Here is a 16,979-nt window from a genome sequence, read left to right on the forward strand (position 1 = left end):
AGCATGTTCAATGACCTGAGTCGCCTCGGTAAATACCTCGGTCAGGCTGCGCGCCTGATGGTCGGCATGCCCGACTACGACACCTACGTCGAGCACATGCAAACCAAGCACCCGGACAAACCGGTGATGAGTTATGAGGTGTTCTTTCGGGAACGTCAGGAAGCTCGTTACGGAAGCAAGGCTGGGCCGAAGTGCTGTTGATGGACGGTGGCAGTGATGCCACCTGAATAGCTAAATAAAGAACCCGGCTGATGAGGCCGGGTTTTTTTTTGGGTGAATGGCATTGGCCGATCCGTGTTGAGTCAGCTTGCCGGGATGGTTTCGAGCGTTTCGAGATCCAGCAGGGTGAAATAACCACGGTCCGGCCTCCAGCCACCCGTATCGATGTGAATGACGTTGCCAAGGCTGACGGGCATATAAAGCGGCGTATGCCCTACGACCAGTGCGCGCAGGCCTTCAACGCCATGCGTCTCCTGCTGATCGATCCGCCTTCGTGACCACATGCAGTAGTGCTGCAACTCCTGCAGACGCCTGTTGCTTTCCGGCGACTCCAGTTCCTTTCGCAATTGCTGCCATGATGGAAATGGACAATCGGCGTGCACGATGCCGATCAGGCCGTATGCTGTTTCGACTTCGATCGCGATAGGAAGCTTGGCGAACTGCGCCGCGAATACTTGTTTCTCGAGCAGCGACAGGCCCCCGAACCATGAGCCGCCGTTGTCGATCCAGCTGTCGACATCGCAGGTATCGAAGTACACCACGTAGTCGTCATGGTTGCCTCGCACCGGGTGGAACCATGCCTTGTCCAGCCAATCGAGCGCATCATGGCACTCGGGCCCACGGTCAATCAGATCGCCAACACTGAACAGGCGATCTACCAAGCAGTTGAACCCGGCGGCATCCAGAGCGTCCTGCAACCGAGTGAAATGGCCATGAATGTCACCGACCGCGAAATCTCGGCCGGCAACGTTTGCGGCGAAACGCTTAACACGCGACATCTCTGAAATTTCGAGCATGGGAATGCCACTCCGGCAGCTCCCCAACGGGCTAGTCAGTTGAGTTTAGGCCAAGAAGTGGTACTTGACCTTTACCGCCTGCCCGACAGGATGCCCGGATCAAACACCGTCAGAGCAAGTAGGCCGTTGCTTGCCCGAAATGGTTGTCCTGCACTCCGGCGATAAGGTGCAGAGGCATGTGTTGCGCATCCATGGAGGGAACTTCGAAACTGTCCACAATCTGGGTGTGGCGCTCATTCAGCCCGGTCGACTCTTCGACAAGAGCCTTGGCCATTCTCGCGTGGTTCGCTGCGATTTCGTTGAGAGTTGACACGTTACATCTCCCGGTGACTGACCAAGCGCATCGCTGGCGTCCTAAGCGTTAATTAAAGTGCTGCCGCGTCAGAATTACGTCGTTTGGGGCTGCTACGAGCGTCTTCTGCAAACCTTGAGCCAGGCGTTGTCAAAAAAATCGCGCTACGTTTCTGATGCGACGAATGGTGGTGGTTGGCTTCTAAGGGGATATTTCCTGAGCCTATAAGGAACCTATAAGGCCGGGAAAAAGGTGATTAGACGTGCAGAAGTTGTTTTGTTAAAAAAATAGTGCATGGCTGCTATTGACGCGCCAATGCATCTCCATTCGGTTAGATGGAAATCGCCCAACATTGAGCTGGGCAACGATCAATGGGTCTGATGCCGATACAGGGATAAGTAACTGCGACTTTGGCCAACTGCTCGCGCACAGACATTGGGCTCATTGATCCCCTTTCTTTTCCACAGGTTGATCCTTTCGAACGAAGAACATCGCACAGCGTTCTGTTGGTTGCCGTTGGGTATTTCGCGCAGGGGAGTGCATGCGGACTGGCCCAAACTTGAAGGCTGACAGCGCTGGCTGCTCGGGCGATGCCGCGCTACAGTCAGCCCTTTCAGGACAAGGAAATATCATGTGGATTTTGAAAGCAGCAGTGACTCGACCCGTTTTCCGCCAATGGCTGATCACTGCTTCTATCGGCTTTTTTGCAGTGGCGGGCGGTGCGCAGGCTCAAACCACGCCACAGGCAAACCAGGAGATAAAAGGCTTGCTGGATTTTGTGGAGCGCAGTGAGTGCAAGTTCGTGCGCAACGGCAGTGAATACCCTGGGCCCCAGGCTCGGGCACACCTCGAAAAGAAGCTGAATTATCTTGAAGGCAAGAACCTGGTGAGCAGCGCAGAGGACTTCATCGACCTCGCTGCCACTAAAAGCAGCATGAGTGGCAAAGCCTATGAAGTGCGTTGCTCAACAGGCGTCCAGCCGACGAGCACCTGGCTGAAGACGGAGCTCCAGAGCCAACGCCAGCACCATTGAGCCTACCCCCCCGAAACGAGAAAGGCCGGCCCACTTGCCGTAATGCTGTTCACTTAAGGTTGGGGTGCATATCCGTTTCTGCGGTCACGGCTGCTGGCGGTTTCGCTCTTACAGCGAGTCCCTTTTTCAAACGCCAAAAAGGAACCAAAAGGCTTCACCCCTCCATTCGGTGCCTCGCTTAGGCTCGGCATGCCGTAACGAAGGCATTGCTCCGGGGGCCCGCCGCCATCGGCCATTCATGGCCGGGGCGGCTACCGCGGCATCCTTGCCGCGGTGCCCCCTGCGCAACGCCTGCGTTCGGCCTCTGGGAAAGGGGCGGCAGATCTGAAGCCAAAGCAAAGCAACAGCAACGGCAAGATCAACAGATCGCAGCCTCGCTTCGCTCGACAGCTCCTACAGGGAAATGCGTTCACTTGAAGCCAGGCCGGCCGGTAGGCCGCCTCGCTTTGGCTTTTGCGCTGCACGCCCCCTCACGCCCTGAGTCTCTCCGTCAACCCGCCGCCACCTCCACCGGTGCCTCTATCAATGTTGATCCTCGCTGTAAAAGCGGAACCATAAGCAGCCGTGACCGCAGAAACGGATATGTACCCACCCCTAAGTGAACACTATTACGGCCCACTTCCCGGGCTTTTTCGTTTCCGGGATTCGTACAGGCCGGTAGTTGTCATGAAATGAAAAGCCATTGTCGTCTGATGAGAAGCGACTCGCCAGACGGCGTCCTACAGTCCAATCAGCGCAATTCGACGCAGCACGCCCATATTGCAGACTGGAGAATAAGAAAAAATGGCCAAAGCCGTACGCTTCTACGAAACCGGTGGTCCCGAAGTCCTCCGTTATGAGGAGGTCGAAGTTGGCGACCCCGGTCCAGGCCAGGTTCGTCTTCGTCATGTGGCGGTTGGCCTGAACTATGCCGACACCTATTTTCGCAATGGCACTTACCCGATCCCGATGCCCAACGGCATGGGGGTTGAAGCCTCCGGTGTGGTCCAGGCCATTGGCGAGGGAGTGACCAATGTCCGTGTGGGTGACCGCGTCACCTATACCGGTTTTCTCAATACATTGGGGGCCTACAGCACCGAGCGTCTGATCCCGGCCGCGCCGTTGATCAAACTGCCGGAAACCATCAGTTTCGAGACCGCCGCGGCCATGACCATGCGCGGCCTGACGTCGTCGTACCTGATGCGGCGCATTTACGATTTCAAGGCCGGCGACAGCATTCTGCTGCACGCCGCCGCTGGTGGTGTGGGCCTGATCGTTTCGCAGTGGGCCAAGCAGCTCGGCCTGACCGTCATCGGCACCGTGTCCACCGAGGTCAAGGGCGAAATCGCCCGTGCCCATGGCTGCGGCCATGTCATCAATTACAGCCACGAAGATGTCGCCCAGCGCGTGCGCGAGTTGACTGATGGCGTGGGGGTCAACGTGGTGTTCGACAGCGTCGGCAAGAACACCTTCATGGGTTCGCTGGATTCGCTCAAGCGTCGTGGCCTGATGGTGTGCGTCGGCACGGCATCCGGTCCGATTCCGGCCTTCGACCCGGTGATGCTGGCGATGAAAGGCTCGCTGTTCATGACCCGTCCGGCCCTGGCCGATTACATCGCCGACCCGGCGGAAAAAGCCGCCCTGGCCGGCGAATTGTTCGACCACGTTGGCAGCGGTCGGATCAAGATCGAGATCAACCAGCACTATGCTTTGCAGGATGCCGTGCAGGCCCATCGCGACCTGGAATCACGCAAGACCACGGGCTCTTCGATTTTCGTCATTTAAGGGAGTCGTCTGCCATGAAAGTCGAACAATTGACCTGCAGCATTGGCGCCGAACTGATCGGCGTCAACCTCGCCGATGCGGTGCATGACGACGGTCTTTTTGCCGAGATTCGTGCTCAGTTGCTCAAGCATCGAGTGGTGTTCCTGCGCGATCAGGACATTACTCGCGCCGAGCACGTGGCCTTCGCCCGCAGCTTCGGTGAGTTGGAAGACCATCCGGTGGTCGGCAGTGATCCGGATCATCCCGGGCTGGTGCGCATCTACAAGAATCCGGACCAGCCGCTGGACCGCTACGAAAACGCCTGGCACACCGACGCGACCTGGCGCGAGGCGCCGCCGATATCAGTTCTGCCAGGATCTTGAGGCCGTCCTTGTCAATCCGAGGTTGGAGAATCCCCAGAAACGCCGGGCCGAGAATCAGACCGGCTAGCATGAACATGAGCGGACCATTGAGCAGACGTGACTCGAAACGCCCCGCAAATATGCTGTAGGTCAGGAGGAAAGCGGCAAGCAGGGCTAAGTTCTGATACATCGATGACCTGCTTGTCCAGGTTGATGCTACGGCAATGGCATCATTGCCATTCTGACTCGGCGCTTAAAACGCAGAAAAGTCAGGTTATTCCAGATGCTCGGGTTTGACCGGGTCCCCCGACTTCATATCCAGCTGTACCCTGACATCTTCGAACATCACGTCGTAGTTTTTGTGCATTGAACCGATGGCGCTGTACATCTTGGGTATGCCGTACTTCTCTGCAATATGCGTGACGTTGCTACCAAAATTGTAGGCTTGGTCCTTGGGCAGGAAGAATTTTTCTTCCATCTCCCTGCCCTGGATATTGCCGTGCATCGTGAACAGCATGCCTTTACCTTCCTTGGGATCCTGGTGGACTTCATAGTCGATGCATATGTTGTAACTGACATCGTCCTTGTTCAGCGCGTGGCGCTCGATGTGCAGATGACCGGGCTCAAAGGTAGCCATTGTTGTCTCTCCTTCAAAAAGGCATTGAATCAGGGCAGGTTTCAGGCCGTCCCCGGAGTTCTTTTATTGGTAGCTAATGCCAGGTTTCGCCGTACTGATGCGGGTGCCGGCCGGGCCCTGAACGATGGCCTCGATGTCCGAGAGTGAGCCGATCACCGCGACTTTGCCGGTGTGCCGGGCGAACTCGCAGGCGGCCTGAACCTTCGGTCCCATGGAGCCTGCTGCGAAGCCGAGTTTTTCCATTTCGTCGGGGTGTGCCTGAGCGATGGCCTTCTGGGTCGGTTTGCCGAAGTCGATGTAGGTGGCGTTGACGTCGGTGGCGATCACCAACAGATCGCTTTCCAGCTGTTCGGCCAGCAGTGCCGAGCACAGGTCCTTGTCGATCACCGCTTCCACACCTTGCAGTTTGCCGCTGGGGCCATACACCGTCGGGATGCCGCCACCGCCGGCGCATATCACAATGCTGCCTTTTTCCAGCAGCCATTTGATTGGACGGATTTCGAAGATGCGTTTCGGTCTCGGGCTGGCGACTACGCGGCGGAACTTGTCACCATCCGGGGCAATGGCCCAGCCTTTTTCGGCCGCGAGTTTTTCCGCCTCAGCCTTTGTGTAGACCGGGCCGATGGGTTTAGTGGGGGTCTGGAACGCCGGGTCATTGGCATCGACTTCGACTTGAGTGAGCAGGGTGGCGAAGGGCACTTCGAAGTCCAGCAGATTGCCCAGTTCCTGTTCGATGATGTAGCCGATCATGCCTTCGGTTTCGGCGCCGAGTACGTCCAGCGGGTACGGCGAAACCGAGGTGTAGGCGGCTTGCAGCGACAACAGGCCCACTTGCGGGCCATTACCGTGGGCAATGACCAGTTCATTGCCGGCATAAATCTTGGCGATCTGTTCGGTGGCGACGCGGATGTTGGCGCGCTGGTTATCCGCGGTCATGGGCTCACCACGGCGGAGCAGGGCGTTACCGCCCAGAGCAACGACGATACGCATAATGCAGTCCTTCTAAATGAGGTGACTCGGTCTCCCTGTCGAAACCCGGTCAATGTGGGAGCGAGCCTGCTCGCGAAAGCGGTGTATCAGTCGACATTAATGGTGAATGTAAGTCCGTCTTCGCGAGCAGGCTCGCTCCCACAAGGTTTGTATTCCTGCAGGAGGAGCCGCATGGGTCCTTAGATATCCGCCAACGCCGACACCAGGATCGCCTTAATAGTGTGCATGCGATTTTCCGCTTGATCGAAGGCGATGTTGGCCGGCGATTCGAAGACTTCTTCGGTCACCTCGACGCCATTGGCCAGGTGCGGGTAGCGCGCGGCGATGTCCTTGCCGACCTTGGTTTCGCTGTTGTGGAACGCCGGCAAACAATGCATGAACTTCACGCGCGGGTTGCCGGCGGCCTTCATCATCTCGGCGTTGACCTGGTACGGCAACAGTTGCTCGATGCGTTCGTCCCATGCCTCCACCGGCTCACCCATCGACACCCAAATGTCGGTGTGGATGAAGTCCACGCCCTTGACCGCTTCTTTCGGGTCTTCGGTGATGGTAATGCGCGCGCCGCTTTCTTCGGCGAAGGCTTTGCACTGGGCAATGAAGTCAGCGTGTGGCCACAGGGCTTTCGGCGCGCCGATTCGCACGTCCATGCCGAGTTTGGCGCCGATCATCAGCAGCGAGTTGCCCATGTTGTAGCGGGCGTCACCGAGGTAAGCGTAGCTGATGTCGTGCAGCGGTTTGTCGCTGTGTTCGCGCATGGTCAGGGTGTCGGCGATCATTTGGGTCGGGTGGAATTCAGCGGTCAGGCCGTTGAACACCGGCACGCCGGCAAACTTGGCCAACTCCTCGACGATTTCCTGTTCAAAGCCACGGTACTCGATGGCATCGAACATACGCCCCAGCACGCGGGCGGTGTCTTTCATGCTTTCCTTGTGGCCGATCTGCGACGACACCGGGTCGATGTAGGTGACGTGGGCACCCTGATCATGGGCCGCGACTTCGAAGGCACAACGGGTGCGAGTCGAGGTTTTCTCGAAGATCAGTGCAATGTTCTTGCCTTTCAGGTGCGCACGCTCGGTGCCGGTGTACTTGGCGCGTTTGAGGTCGCGGGAAAGGTCCAGCAAATAGTGCAGCTCGCGAGTCGTATGGTGCATCAGCGAGAGCAGGCTGCGGTTGCGCATGTTGAAAGCCATTTTGGATCTCCTTAGGTGTCGGTTATCCCCTTGGCCGCGCATGCCTTGGTGTAGGAGGTAGCGCGAGCCGAGGTGGGCAATTTTAATAGTCGATAGGGTCACGAATGATCGGGCACGTCATGCAGTGGCCGCCGCCACGGCCGCGACCGAGCTCGCCGGCGCTGATGGTGATGACCTCCACACCGGCCTTGCGCAGCAGGGTGTTGGTATAGGTGTTGCGGTCATAACCGATTACTACGCCTGGCTCCACGGCCACCACGTTGTTGCCGTCGTCCCACTGCTCGCGTTCGGCGGCGAAGCTGTTGCCGCCGGTTTCCACCACGCGCAATGCTTTGAGGTTAAGGGCCTTGGCCACAGTGTCGAGGAAGTTGGTTTCTTCGCGGCGAATGTCGATGCCACCCGGTTTGCTTTCGTCAGGGCGCAGGGTGAAGGCGACGATCTGGTTCACTACTTCGGGGAAGATCGTCACCAGGTCGCGGTCGCAGAAGCTGAACACAGTGTCCAGGTGCATCGCTGCGCGGGATTTCGGCAGGCCGGCGACAATCACTTTCTCGACTGCTTTGTGCTTGAACAAATTGACTGCCAGTTGGCCGATAGCCTGACGAGACGAACGTTCGCCCATGCCGATCAACACCACACCGTTGCCGATCGGCATCACGTCGCCACCTTCCAGGGTGGCGTTGCCATGATCCTGATCCGGATCGCCATACCAGATCTGGAAGTCGGCGTTGGTGAACTCAGGATGAAACTTGTAGATGGCGCTGGCCAGCAGGGTTTCCTGACGACGCGCCGGCCAATACATCGGGTTCAGCGTCACGCCACCGTAAATCCAGCACGTGGTGTCGCGGGTGAACTGGGTGTTGGGCAGCGGCGGGAGGATGAAGCTGGAGTGGCCGAGAAAATCGCGGAACATCTGGATGGTCTTGCCGCCGAAGCTGTCCGGCAGGTCGTCAGCAGAGACGCCGCCGATCAAGAATTCGGCGATCTTGCGCGGCTCCAGGCTGCGTAGCCAGGAACTGGTTTCGTTGACCAGGCCGAGGCCGACCGAGTTGGCGGTGATCTTGCGCTCCAGAATCCAGTCCAGGGCTTCGGGGATTGCAACGATGTCGGTCAGCAGGTTGTGCATTTCCAGCACGTCGACATTGCGCTCACGCATCTTGGTGACGAAGTCGAAATGGTCGCGCTTGGCTTGGGCGACCCACAGCACATCGTCGAACAGCAGTTCGTCACAGTTGTTCGGGGTCAGCCTTTGGTGAGCCAGACCTGGAGAGCAAACCATGACTTTACGCAGTTTGCCGGCTTCGGAATGGACGCCGTACTTAACTTTTTCGGTGGTCATTACAGTGATCCTCCAGATGAAAGAATTGTCGGGTGTTACAGAGTCAGGAAGCCGTCATACAGCCCGTAAGCGGCGACCAGAGCGCCCACAACGACTGCTGCGAAAATCAGCTTTTCGACGTTGGTGAAAACTGGTGTATTGATCTCAAGCTTCGCCTTGGCGAAGAGGATGACGCCAGGGGCATAGAGCAGGGCGGAGAGCAGCAAATATTTGACGCCGCCGGCATAGATCAGCCAAACCGCGTAAATCAATGCGACGGCGCCGATGAACAGGTCTTTCTTGCGTTCGGTCACGGCGTTTTCATAGGTTTCGCCGCGCACTGCCAGCAGAAAGGCATAAGCCGCGGACCACAGATACGGCACCAGAATCATCGAGGTGGCGAGGTAGATCAGCGACAGGTAAGTGCTGGCCGAGAACAGGGTGATGATCAGGAACAGCTGCACCATCGCGTTGGTCAGCCACAAGGCATTGACCGGCACTTGGTTAGCATTTTCCTTGCGTAAAAACGCCGGCATGGTGTGGTCCTTGGCGGCGGCGAACATGATTTCCGCACACAGCAGCACCCAGGACAGCAGGGCCCCCAGCAAGGAGATGATCAGACCGACGCTGATCAGCACTGCGCCCCACGGACCGACCACATGTTCCAGCACCGCGGCCATCGACGGGTTCTGCAGTTTGGCCAGTTCCGGTTGGGTCATGATACCCAGCGACAGCACGTTCACCAGCACCAGAAACAGCAGCACGGTGATGAACCCGATCACGGTGGCTTTACCGACGTCGCTGCGTTTTTCCGCGCGGGCCGAGAAAATGCTCGCACCTTCGATGCCGATAAACACCCAGACGGTGACCAACATCATGTTGCGCACCTGGTTCATCACACTGCCTAGGTCCGGGTTTTTGAGCCCCCAGATATCGGCGGTGAAGATCTCCAGTTTGAAGGCGAAGATTGCGATCAGCACAAACAGTAGCAGCGGTACGACCTTGGCAACGGTGGTCACCAGGTTGATGAATGCTGCTTCCTTGATCCCCCGCAGTACGAGGAAGTGCACCCCCCAGAGCAGCACAGAGGCACCAATCACGGCGGCTACCGTATTCCCTTCCCCAAAAATGGGGAAGAAGTAGCCGAGGGTGCTGAACAAGAGTACGAAGTAACCGACGTTACCCAGCCAGGCACTGATCCAATAACCCCAAGCGGACGAGAACCCCATGTAGTCGCCGAAACCGGCTTTGGCGTAGGCGTAAACACCACCGTCAAGATCAGGCTTGCGGTTGGCGAGGGTCTGGAAGACGAAGGCCAGAGTCAACATGCCGACGGCCGTAATGGCCCAACCGATCAGCACGGCGCCGACGTCGGCACTGGCAGCCATGTTTTGCGGCAAAGAGAAGATCCCGCCACCTATCATTGAGCCGACAACTAGCGCCACAAGGGCGCCGAGTTTCAGTTTTCCGGGGGATTCAGACATAAATGACGCCAATACAGGAGAAGAGATATGTCAGGTTGAATTCGTTCGTTGTTGAGTCTTCTGATTTAAATCAATGTATTGCCAGATTCCATTGCAGAACTTTAGCCAATGTTAGTTTTGCCAGGATCCTGAGGCCAAAAACACCAGTTCAAGAATCAAGCATGAACATTGAGCGGACCATGGAATAGACGTCACTCGAATCGCCCTTGGATGGGGACAGACCGCGACACCGCCCGAGGAAGTCTTACAAAGGAGCTACATTGATCTAGATGCACTTGAATGCGCGACGCGAATTGGCTTCAAAACAACCCCGAAAATCCGCCACGTACCCTTATTGACTCCGTAGATCTCACTGGCTGAATGCGGTGAATCTTGCCCGGGAGTTTTTCATGAGTCGGCACCCTCCGGAATCAAATGACCCGCAACGAACTGCCAGGTCCAAAGATGCACCCCGGCATGCGAGTGGGTTGCGTCTGTTCACTGACGACAAAAACCGTAGAGAAAATCATCAGGGCCGGATTGGCTGGAATGACCAATGATGGCGACGGCCTCTACTTGAAAGTTGGCCGTTCCGGTGGCGCCAGTTGGATCTTTCGCTACAAGATTGCCGGCAAGAGCCGAGACATGGGGCTGGGCGGGAGCCCCGAAGTAAGTCTCGCGAAAGCTCGTGAGAAAGCAGCAGAGGCCAGAAGTCGATCCGCTCACCAGTCATAAGTCGAAGCTGAGAGGCTCATAACGACCCAATGCGGACATTTACGATTGCTAAAATCAGCCAAAAATTCTCTCAGATGTGTCTACAAAACCAGGGTCGGTTCACCGCCCTACTGATTGCGGCTTTTAATTGTTATATAGAAGACCAAAAAGATAGATGCAGCATGTTCAATGGAAAATACAATAAAGAAAAAATTGTCGTCCACTGGATGCGGTATAGAAGTGATTATTGCGTAGACTTCCATCTGTCCGAATATCACTACGAAAACGGTCGCGATAGATATGGCTCCACCTAAAAATCTTTTCAGAAAATTGTCACGAAATCGCTGCAATGAACTCAGATACCAAAGCAAAACTCCCCACTCAACAAAGGCGAATGGTAGGATTGCCAACCTTCCGAGTAATAAATGTTCGCTTCCGTGGATCATTTTCAATACCCCCACTTTGAGGACTAACTTTGCCAGCTATCACCAAGGGTAGAAATCGACCATGGCGGTCATTCGCGGAATCGTTGGATCCGCGCATGTTTTTCTGCATCGTCAGGATTGCCACGAACTTACTTCAGCGTGAATGCTGTTTTGAGCGGCATGACAACCTTGTGCAAGTTGTCTTTAAGAGTGATATCTACCGTCCAGATACCTGTGGGATCACCTGGCTCTCCGATGAAATCGATCACGGGGGCGGCGAGGTACAGGTTGTTCGGCTTCCCCTTGAGGCGTCCTTGAAAACAAACGGTATCTCTCTGATTGATCGATTCTGTACCGTCTGGCCTGATGATTTTCAGATCGCACGTTATGTTTGCTTCATGATTGGCATCAAGCTCCGGGTTTGCAAAAAAAATCAGCGTGAAGATCCTTTTACCCTGGGTAACAATCTTTGCTTCGTTAAATACTGGAATGGTTTCGGGCGAAGTATTCCACTTTTTTTCCCAATCGGGATCGGAGGTGATTAATAGTAAGCCACCAAACTCGCCGACGGATCGTCTTGATTCAGTGTCTGGGGATGGATTGCCATTTGAATCCTTCCAGTAGCCGGCATGTACACTTGACCATGAAAGAGACATCGCGATGAAAACGGTGAGCAATCGACGGTTCATGAGCGACTCACTATAAGTGGGCGATATAGGTGGCGTAATGTTTTGCGCCACTTATGTCTGATAGCGCGTCTTGTCCATGTGTAATGCCCTGTTCCGCTTGAGTGTAGCGGCAGAAAGCGCGACACAGAGTCAAGAAAACGAATGACATGGTTTTTATGCACGTACGGTGTCTTGAGCATGGTGCTCACGGTCCGCTTCTGGCCGTTACTTGCCTGTCACGACCGCAGCCGACTGCTGCTGGATGCGAAGAGCCTCCCGAGCTTGTATTAATCCGAGATTGTTTATTAGCGATGTGCCCGCGAGAGGTCGACTGGCTCACCGGCATTGCCCCACAAGCCCTCAAACCTGAAATGGCTTTTAGATTTCTGTGCCTACCTCTCATCTCAAAAATCATCGATTTTTTGAAATCACACCACCCATGTATTGATTTAAATCGCGCAGATCTTTAATCCTCCATGAGTACGGCGATAGCTTTACACCATTCTCTCGCAAAGTTTTTGGAATCAAGTCTCCATTTGGACGAAGTATTATCGATGATACAATTACGCCCGGATAATCATTTAATCGTTTTTTGAAAGCGGATGTTGTTAGATCAGGTGTAGGAGGATTGCTTTTATTAGCCAATGGTCCTGTTGCTTTGAGATCTATTCCGTGGCACATGGTGCATCGCTGTAAATAAAGATTTTTTCCATTAACATTATCCGCGAAGGATAGTGATGTTTGAATTAGCGATAAAATTCCTAGCGAAGCGATGAATAATATTTTCATTATTTTTATCTTCCTTGATGGGATCAGCGTCGATTGGACGCGATTTGGTGCGCGGGAAAGATATCAGCCATCGTGTCGGCACACACAGTCATTTCTGATGCCCATTGAATCAACTCGTTTTCCAGGCGCATCCCAGTGACTGCTTCTGGCCGGACAGCGACCTCCACTCATTGTGACTGATCCACCCTTGTCCTCCCTCAACGTGGAGGACGAGCCATGAACATTATTACTACAAACAGCCATCAGGCTTGGAACAAGGGAAAGCTTGTCGGGCAGAAAGCCCCGCTTCGAGTCAGAGATATCTGGGCCATTCGGGTCAGACTCCAGCTTGCGGAGAAGACACGGATCTGGCGCTCTTCAACTTGGCTATCGACAGCAAACTGCGTGCCTGTGACTTAACCAAGCTGCGAGTACGGGATATAGCCCATGGAGAACATGTGTCGTCACGGGCCATCGTGATGCAGCAGAAAACCCAGCACCCAGTGCAATTTGAAATCACTGAGCAAACCCGAACGGTTCTGGAGGCTTGGATGCGACAGGCCCGCCTCCGCAGCGAGGACTTCTTGTTTCCGACCCGGCTGCACGACTCAGACCACCTCTCCACCAGACAATACGCTCGAATAGTCAAAGCGTGGGTGACCGCCATTGGCCTTGACCCAACCATGTACGGTACTCACACGCTACGGAGAACCAAGGCATCGCTGATTTATCGCAGGACGAAGAACCTGAGAGCTGTCCAACTCCTGCTTGGTCATACGAAGCTTGAAAGCACCGTCAGATACCTGGGAATCGAGGTTGATGATGCCCTGGAAATGGCGGAACAGACGGAAGTCTGACCATCCATAGTGACGGTCGATGCTAGACCGTCGCTATTCGACCCAAAGCTGTCGATCAATACCTGGCAGATAGCGACCAGAAAGTACCAGTGGGCGGCCTCTCTAACCTGCCAAGATCCCAAGAGCCGAAATGATACTCACCAAAATCGATATGCACCATCACTCTGAGTACTTCTGCGCGCTTTCTTGTGCGTCACTGATATAGATCACCGAACCCAACTTGGACGAACAAACTATGGTCGGTTGCGCCCAACAAAATAAAAAACAACGCTGAGCAGGAAAAACACTATGCCAGCGATGATCAAACCGTACAAAAAGTAATGCTCACGGAACGTTAGATATATAACCGATCCGTGCGTATCCAGCGGGTAGATTTTTCCACTTTGAGGATCCGGTGTTCTCAGCCCGTGAGCATCAAAGTACTTCCAGACAAAAAATGAAGAAAACCAAAAGCCTAAGGCCAGTACTCCCACGACGAGTTTAAGTGAATTCATTCTCCAGCCTCCCAGATTTTCGACCGTCCATTTTTCACCATGGTTTTGTCCACGTATGACCGCTTTTGGCTGTCACTCGTCTGCGGCAGCTGTCGACCGATTCTGTTGAAAAAGTCCGAGCGGATTGACTCATCAACCTACACTGAGTTTGAAAAGTGTCCGATTTACGCGTTGCAAGCCGTTCTGGCAGGGCAAGCGTATTGCAGTGAATCGCTCCAGCCCTATCACTTATGCCTGAGTCGTTAATCATGGATGAAGTCACTACCATGCCCTCGGATGATGTACCTGCTATTCAACATATAGTGCAGCGCAAGCTCGGACGCTGTCTGTTGCGCTTGCAACAATACGAACGGCAGCTGAAAGCCATTGTCGCGCATGGCGAGCTGAGCGGTCCCGCGGATCGGCTGCCTATCATCCGTGAGCAGAAGATCGCATGTGCCCAGAATAAGACGATGGGCACGTTGATGGGGATGTTGACCGAAAGCTTTCTGACCCCGCCGCTCCCAAATGAAGAAGAGTCACAGATGGAAGCCGATGTCGGTGACCAGATCTGGCTCAGGTATGGATGGCAGTTGGAAATGACAGCCGAGCATTATGAGGCAATGAAGGCCGACCTCAAGGAGCTGGTTGACCTGCGCAATAAACTGGTTCACCACTTCATTGAGCGTTTCGATCTCTGGTCTGAATCAGGCTGCCAGGCGGCGGATGGTTTTCTGGAGGAAAGCTACGAAACCATCAATCGGCATTGTCTGAATCTGCAATGTTGGGCCAAAACCATGATTGAGGCACGAGCTAAAATGGCTTCGTTTATACAGAGCCAAACATTTGAAGATGTGTTCGACGGTATCCGGGTGGATGGCTCAGTCGATTGGCCTGGCAGTGGGATATGCCACTGTTTACGTGAAGCAGAAACCAAGCTTGCCGAAGGTGGCTGGACTCGACTGGAAGCAGCCATCCGCTGGATTGGTGGTACCTATCCAGAGCAGATGCCCAAGCGCTACGGTTGCAGTAGCTGGAGGCATGCCCTGCACGAATCACGACAGTTCGAAATACGAAAATCCCAAGCTGATAATGAACCTACTGCCGTCTGGTATCGCAGCAAGGTCAGTTGAATGGGAAACTGAATCGTCCCTCCTTTTGTAAGTGCGTTGAGTGACTGCTCCTGGCCCAGAGTGTGTAAAAACGTCAGATTGGGTTTTCTATCATCGACGCCAGGAGACCGTGCTCACGTTTCGCAAACTGATCAAGGTCACGACGCTTTCAGGAACAGTTAAAACAGCTCAGCAGCCTTTTAAAGTCATTTGGAAGGGGTAAAAAAGACCGGTTTTTACGCCGTCAACGCTTTCATCAAGCCAGTGGTGCCGATGATTTTCATGACCCGTTTCAGGTTGTAGGCGAGCACGTTCAAGCTCATCTCGGCGCTCACCCCGTTAAGCTTTCGGGTCAAGAAATGCGTCGCACCGCGCGTTGCTCAGTCGGGCCTGCATTTCCTCCAATACGGCTTCATGCTCCCAGCGTCGAACCCGCCGTTCCGTGCTCGGTGTGCACTGCGGTTTCATTGCGCAGCCCCGGCATTTCGAACTCCAGTAACGGTGCAACGTCAGGCCTTTTTCAACGTTGGTATAGCGCCAGATCAGCGCCTCTCCAGCCGGACAAATGTATTCGTTTTTTGCCGCGTCATAGATGAAGGCATCGTTATTGAAACGCCCGTCAGCCTTGGCTCCAGAGGTCATCGGCTTGGGCACATAGGCGGTGATGCCGGCATCGTGACAAGCCAGGATTTCTTCGCTTTTGAAGTAACCTCGATCCGCCACTACCGACAACGTATCTGACGCCATCGCCTCGCGGGCCTGCTTGGCCATCGAGCTGAGTTGATCGCGGTCGGAACCGACGTTGGTCACCTCGTGCGCAACGATCAAATGGTGCTGGGTATCGACCGCTGTCTGCACGTTGTAGCCGACGATTCCCGTGCCGCGCGTCATCATGGAGCGGCTGTCTGGATCGGTCAGTGAGACCTGTTTATCCGGCGATTCGTTGAGCTGAATTTCAATGACCTGTAACTCTTTCATCTGAGCTTTGAGCTTGTCTATTTTCTCTTGCAGACGAGCAGCCTTGGGCTGAGCGATTGAGGGTTCTTGCTGATCGGCTTCGTCGAGCGCAGTCAGGTACCGATTGATACTCGATTCAATTTCTTCCATTCGCCGCTTCAGCTTGGCGCTGGTGAAATTGCGGTCGCGGTTGTTGACGGCCTTGAATTTACTGCCGTCGATGGCAACCAGATTTTCTCCGAATAATCCCAACTGCTGGCACAGCACCACAAACTGGCGGCAGACGCCTCGGATGGCCTTGCTGTTGTCTTTTCGGAAGTTGGCGATGGTCTTGAAATCGGGCATCAAACGCCCGGTTAGCCACATCAGCTCGACGTTGCGTTGGGCTTCTCGTTCCAGACGCCGGCTCGACTGAATGCGGTTCAGATAGCCGTAGATGTAGATCTTCAGCAGGACAGCGGGATGGTAAGCCGGCCGGCCAGTATCTGCCGGTATGGCGCCTTCAAAACCCAGTTTGACCAGGTCAAGTTCGTCGACAAAGACGTCGACTACGCGCACCGGATTGGTATCCGTGACGTAATCGTCGAGGCTCTCTGGAAGGAAGGTGCTTTGGCCTCGATGTTCACCTTGGATAAAGCGCTTCATGGGCGATCCTTGCGATGAAATCCTCAGAAATCATAGCAAGGGTTTGCGAAAGAGTTTTTACACACTCTGGNGCGGTTCAGATAGCCGTAGATGTAGATCTTCAGCAGGACAGCGGGATGGTAAGCCGGCCGGCCAGTATCTGCCGGTATGGCGCCTTCAAAACCCAGTTTGACCAGGTCAAGTTCGTCGACAAAGACGTCGACTACGCGCACCGGATTGGTATCCGTGACGTAATCGTCGAGGCTCTCTGGAAGGAAGGTGCTTTGGCCTCGATGTTCACCTTGGATAAAGCGCTTCATGGGCGATCCTTGCGATG

Annotated in this window: 15 protein-coding genes and 4 pseudogenes; 7 read left to right on the top strand and 12 right to left on the bottom strand. The window is 54.8% G+C overall.

What is annotated here, in order from left to right:
- The first annotated feature begins 3 nt into the window (after positions 1-3).
- Complete coding sequence (locus EAH74_RS26655) at positions 4-201, top strand: YbdD/YjiX family protein (protein WP_007900300.1); 198 nt, start codon at positions 4-6, stop codon at positions 199-201.
- A 101-nt stretch (positions 202-302) separates the two neighbouring features.
- On the opposite strand, the gene EAH74_RS26660 is transcribed toward EAH74_RS26655, so the two are convergent.
- Together EAH74_RS26660 and EAH74_RS26665 are read right to left on the bottom strand one after the other, a co-directional pair.
- Entirely contained in the window at positions 303-1,016 is a 714-nt protein-coding gene (locus EAH74_RS26660; RefSeq protein ID WP_140682324.1) for a metallophosphoesterase, read from the bottom strand.
- Positions 1,017-1,125: 109 nt separating this feature from the next.
- On the bottom strand, positions 1,126-1,329 hold the full coding sequence (locus tag EAH74_RS26665) for a hypothetical protein (protein ID WP_140682326.1): 204 nt from the start codon (positions 1,327-1,329) through the stop codon (positions 1,126-1,128).
- 610 nt (positions 1,330-1,939) lie between these two features.
- On the opposite strand from EAH74_RS26665, the gene EAH74_RS26670 reads away from it, so the two are divergent.
- The 3 genes and pseudogenes from EAH74_RS26670 to EAH74_RS26685 form a co-directional block, all read left to right on the top strand.
- A complete protein-coding gene (locus EAH74_RS26670) occupies positions 1,940-2,341 on the top strand; it encodes a DUF5329 domain-containing protein (protein ID WP_140682327.1) in 402 nt (133 codons plus the stop codon).
- Positions 2,342-3,124: 783 nt separating this feature from the next.
- A complete protein-coding gene (locus EAH74_RS26680; protein ID WP_140682330.1) occupies positions 3,125-4,105 on the top strand; it encodes a quinone oxidoreductase family protein in 981 nt (326 codons plus the stop codon).
- Between the two features lie 14 nt (positions 4,106-4,119).
- Positions 4,120-4,446, top strand: a pseudogene (locus EAH74_RS26685) (TauD/TfdA dioxygenase family protein); the annotation flags it as partial.
- Between the two features lie 274 nt (positions 4,447-4,720).
- Here the strand turns inward: EAH74_RS26685 and EAH74_RS26695 are convergent.
- The 5 genes from EAH74_RS26695 to arcD form a co-directional block, all read right to left on the bottom strand.
- On the bottom strand, positions 4,721-5,083 hold the full coding sequence (locus tag EAH74_RS26695) for a DUF5064 family protein (protein WP_140682332.1): 363 nt from the start codon (positions 5,081-5,083) through the stop codon (positions 4,721-4,723).
- Between the two features lie 63 nt (positions 5,084-5,146).
- Entirely contained in the window at positions 5,147-6,073 is a 927-nt protein-coding gene (arcC, locus tag EAH74_RS26700; protein WP_140682334.1) for a carbamate kinase, read from the bottom strand.
- A 179-nt stretch (positions 6,074-6,252) separates the two neighbouring features.
- A complete protein-coding gene (locus EAH74_RS26705; protein WP_140682336.1) occupies positions 6,253-7,263 on the bottom strand; it encodes an ornithine carbamoyltransferase in 1,011 nt (336 codons plus the stop codon).
- Between the two features lie 82 nt (positions 7,264-7,345).
- The gene (arcA, locus tag EAH74_RS26710; protein ID WP_140682338.1) at positions 7,346-8,602 is read right to left on the bottom strand and encodes an arginine deiminase; all 1,257 of its coding nucleotides are present in this window, start codon (positions 8,600-8,602) and stop codon (positions 7,346-7,348) included.
- Positions 8,603-8,637: 35 nt separating this feature from the next.
- Positions 8,638-10,065 (bottom strand): arginine-ornithine antiporter, encoded by a 1,428-nt coding sequence (arcD, locus tag EAH74_RS26715; RefSeq protein WP_140682339.1) that lies wholly within the window; start codon positions 10,063-10,065, stop codon positions 8,638-8,640.
- 414 nt (positions 10,066-10,479) lie between these two features.
- Between arcD and EAH74_RS26720 the strand changes: the two genes are divergently transcribed.
- Positions 10,480-10,779 (top strand): Arm DNA-binding domain-containing protein, encoded by a 300-nt coding sequence (locus EAH74_RS26720; protein WP_240050564.1) that lies wholly within the window; start codon positions 10,480-10,482, stop codon positions 10,777-10,779.
- Between the two features lie 553 nt (positions 10,780-11,332).
- Here EAH74_RS26720 and EAH74_RS26725 read toward each other — a convergent pair.
- The gene (locus tag EAH74_RS26725; RefSeq protein WP_140682341.1) at positions 11,333-11,872 is read right to left on the bottom strand and encodes a hypothetical protein; all 540 of its coding nucleotides are present in this window, start codon (positions 11,870-11,872) and stop codon (positions 11,333-11,335) included.
- Between the two features lie 390 nt (positions 11,873-12,262).
- Positions 12,263-12,640 (bottom strand): c-type cytochrome, encoded by a 378-nt coding sequence (locus EAH74_RS26730; RefSeq protein ID WP_140682343.1) that lies wholly within the window; start codon positions 12,638-12,640, stop codon positions 12,263-12,265.
- 216 nt (positions 12,641-12,856) lie between these two features.
- On the opposite strand from EAH74_RS26730, the pseudogene EAH74_RS26735 reads away from it, so the two are divergent.
- Positions 12,857-13,476: pseudogene (locus EAH74_RS26735) on the top strand (tyrosine-type recombinase/integrase).
- Between the two features lie 233 nt (positions 13,477-13,709).
- Here EAH74_RS26735 and EAH74_RS26740 read toward each other — a convergent pair.
- The gene (locus EAH74_RS26740) at positions 13,710-13,970 is read right to left on the bottom strand and encodes a hypothetical protein (protein WP_140682345.1); all 261 of its coding nucleotides are present in this window, start codon (positions 13,968-13,970) and stop codon (positions 13,710-13,712) included.
- Positions 13,971-14,218: 248 nt separating this feature from the next.
- Here EAH74_RS26740 and EAH74_RS26745 point away from each other — a divergent pair, with 248 nt between their 5' ends.
- Positions 14,219-15,082, top strand: a complete 864-nt coding sequence (locus tag EAH74_RS26745; RefSeq protein ID WP_140682347.1) for an OST-HTH/LOTUS domain-containing protein — start codon at positions 14,219-14,221, stop codon at positions 15,080-15,082.
- 215 nt (positions 15,083-15,297) lie between these two features.
- On the opposite strand, the pseudogene EAH74_RS26750 reads toward EAH74_RS26745, so the two are convergent.
- A pseudogene (locus EAH74_RS26750) lies at positions 15,298-16,663 on the bottom strand (IS1182 family transposase).
- A 71-nt stretch (positions 16,664-16,734) separates the two neighbouring features.
- A pseudogene (locus EAH74_RS26755) lies at positions 16,735-16,962 on the bottom strand (transposase); the annotation flags it as partial.
- Positions 16,963-16,979 lie beyond the last annotated feature (17 nt).

It is taken from the genome of Pseudomonas mandelii, assembly GCF_006438925.1.
GTDB lineage: Bacteria > Pseudomonadota > Gammaproteobacteria > Pseudomonadales > Pseudomonadaceae > Aquipseudomonas > Aquipseudomonas mandelii_C.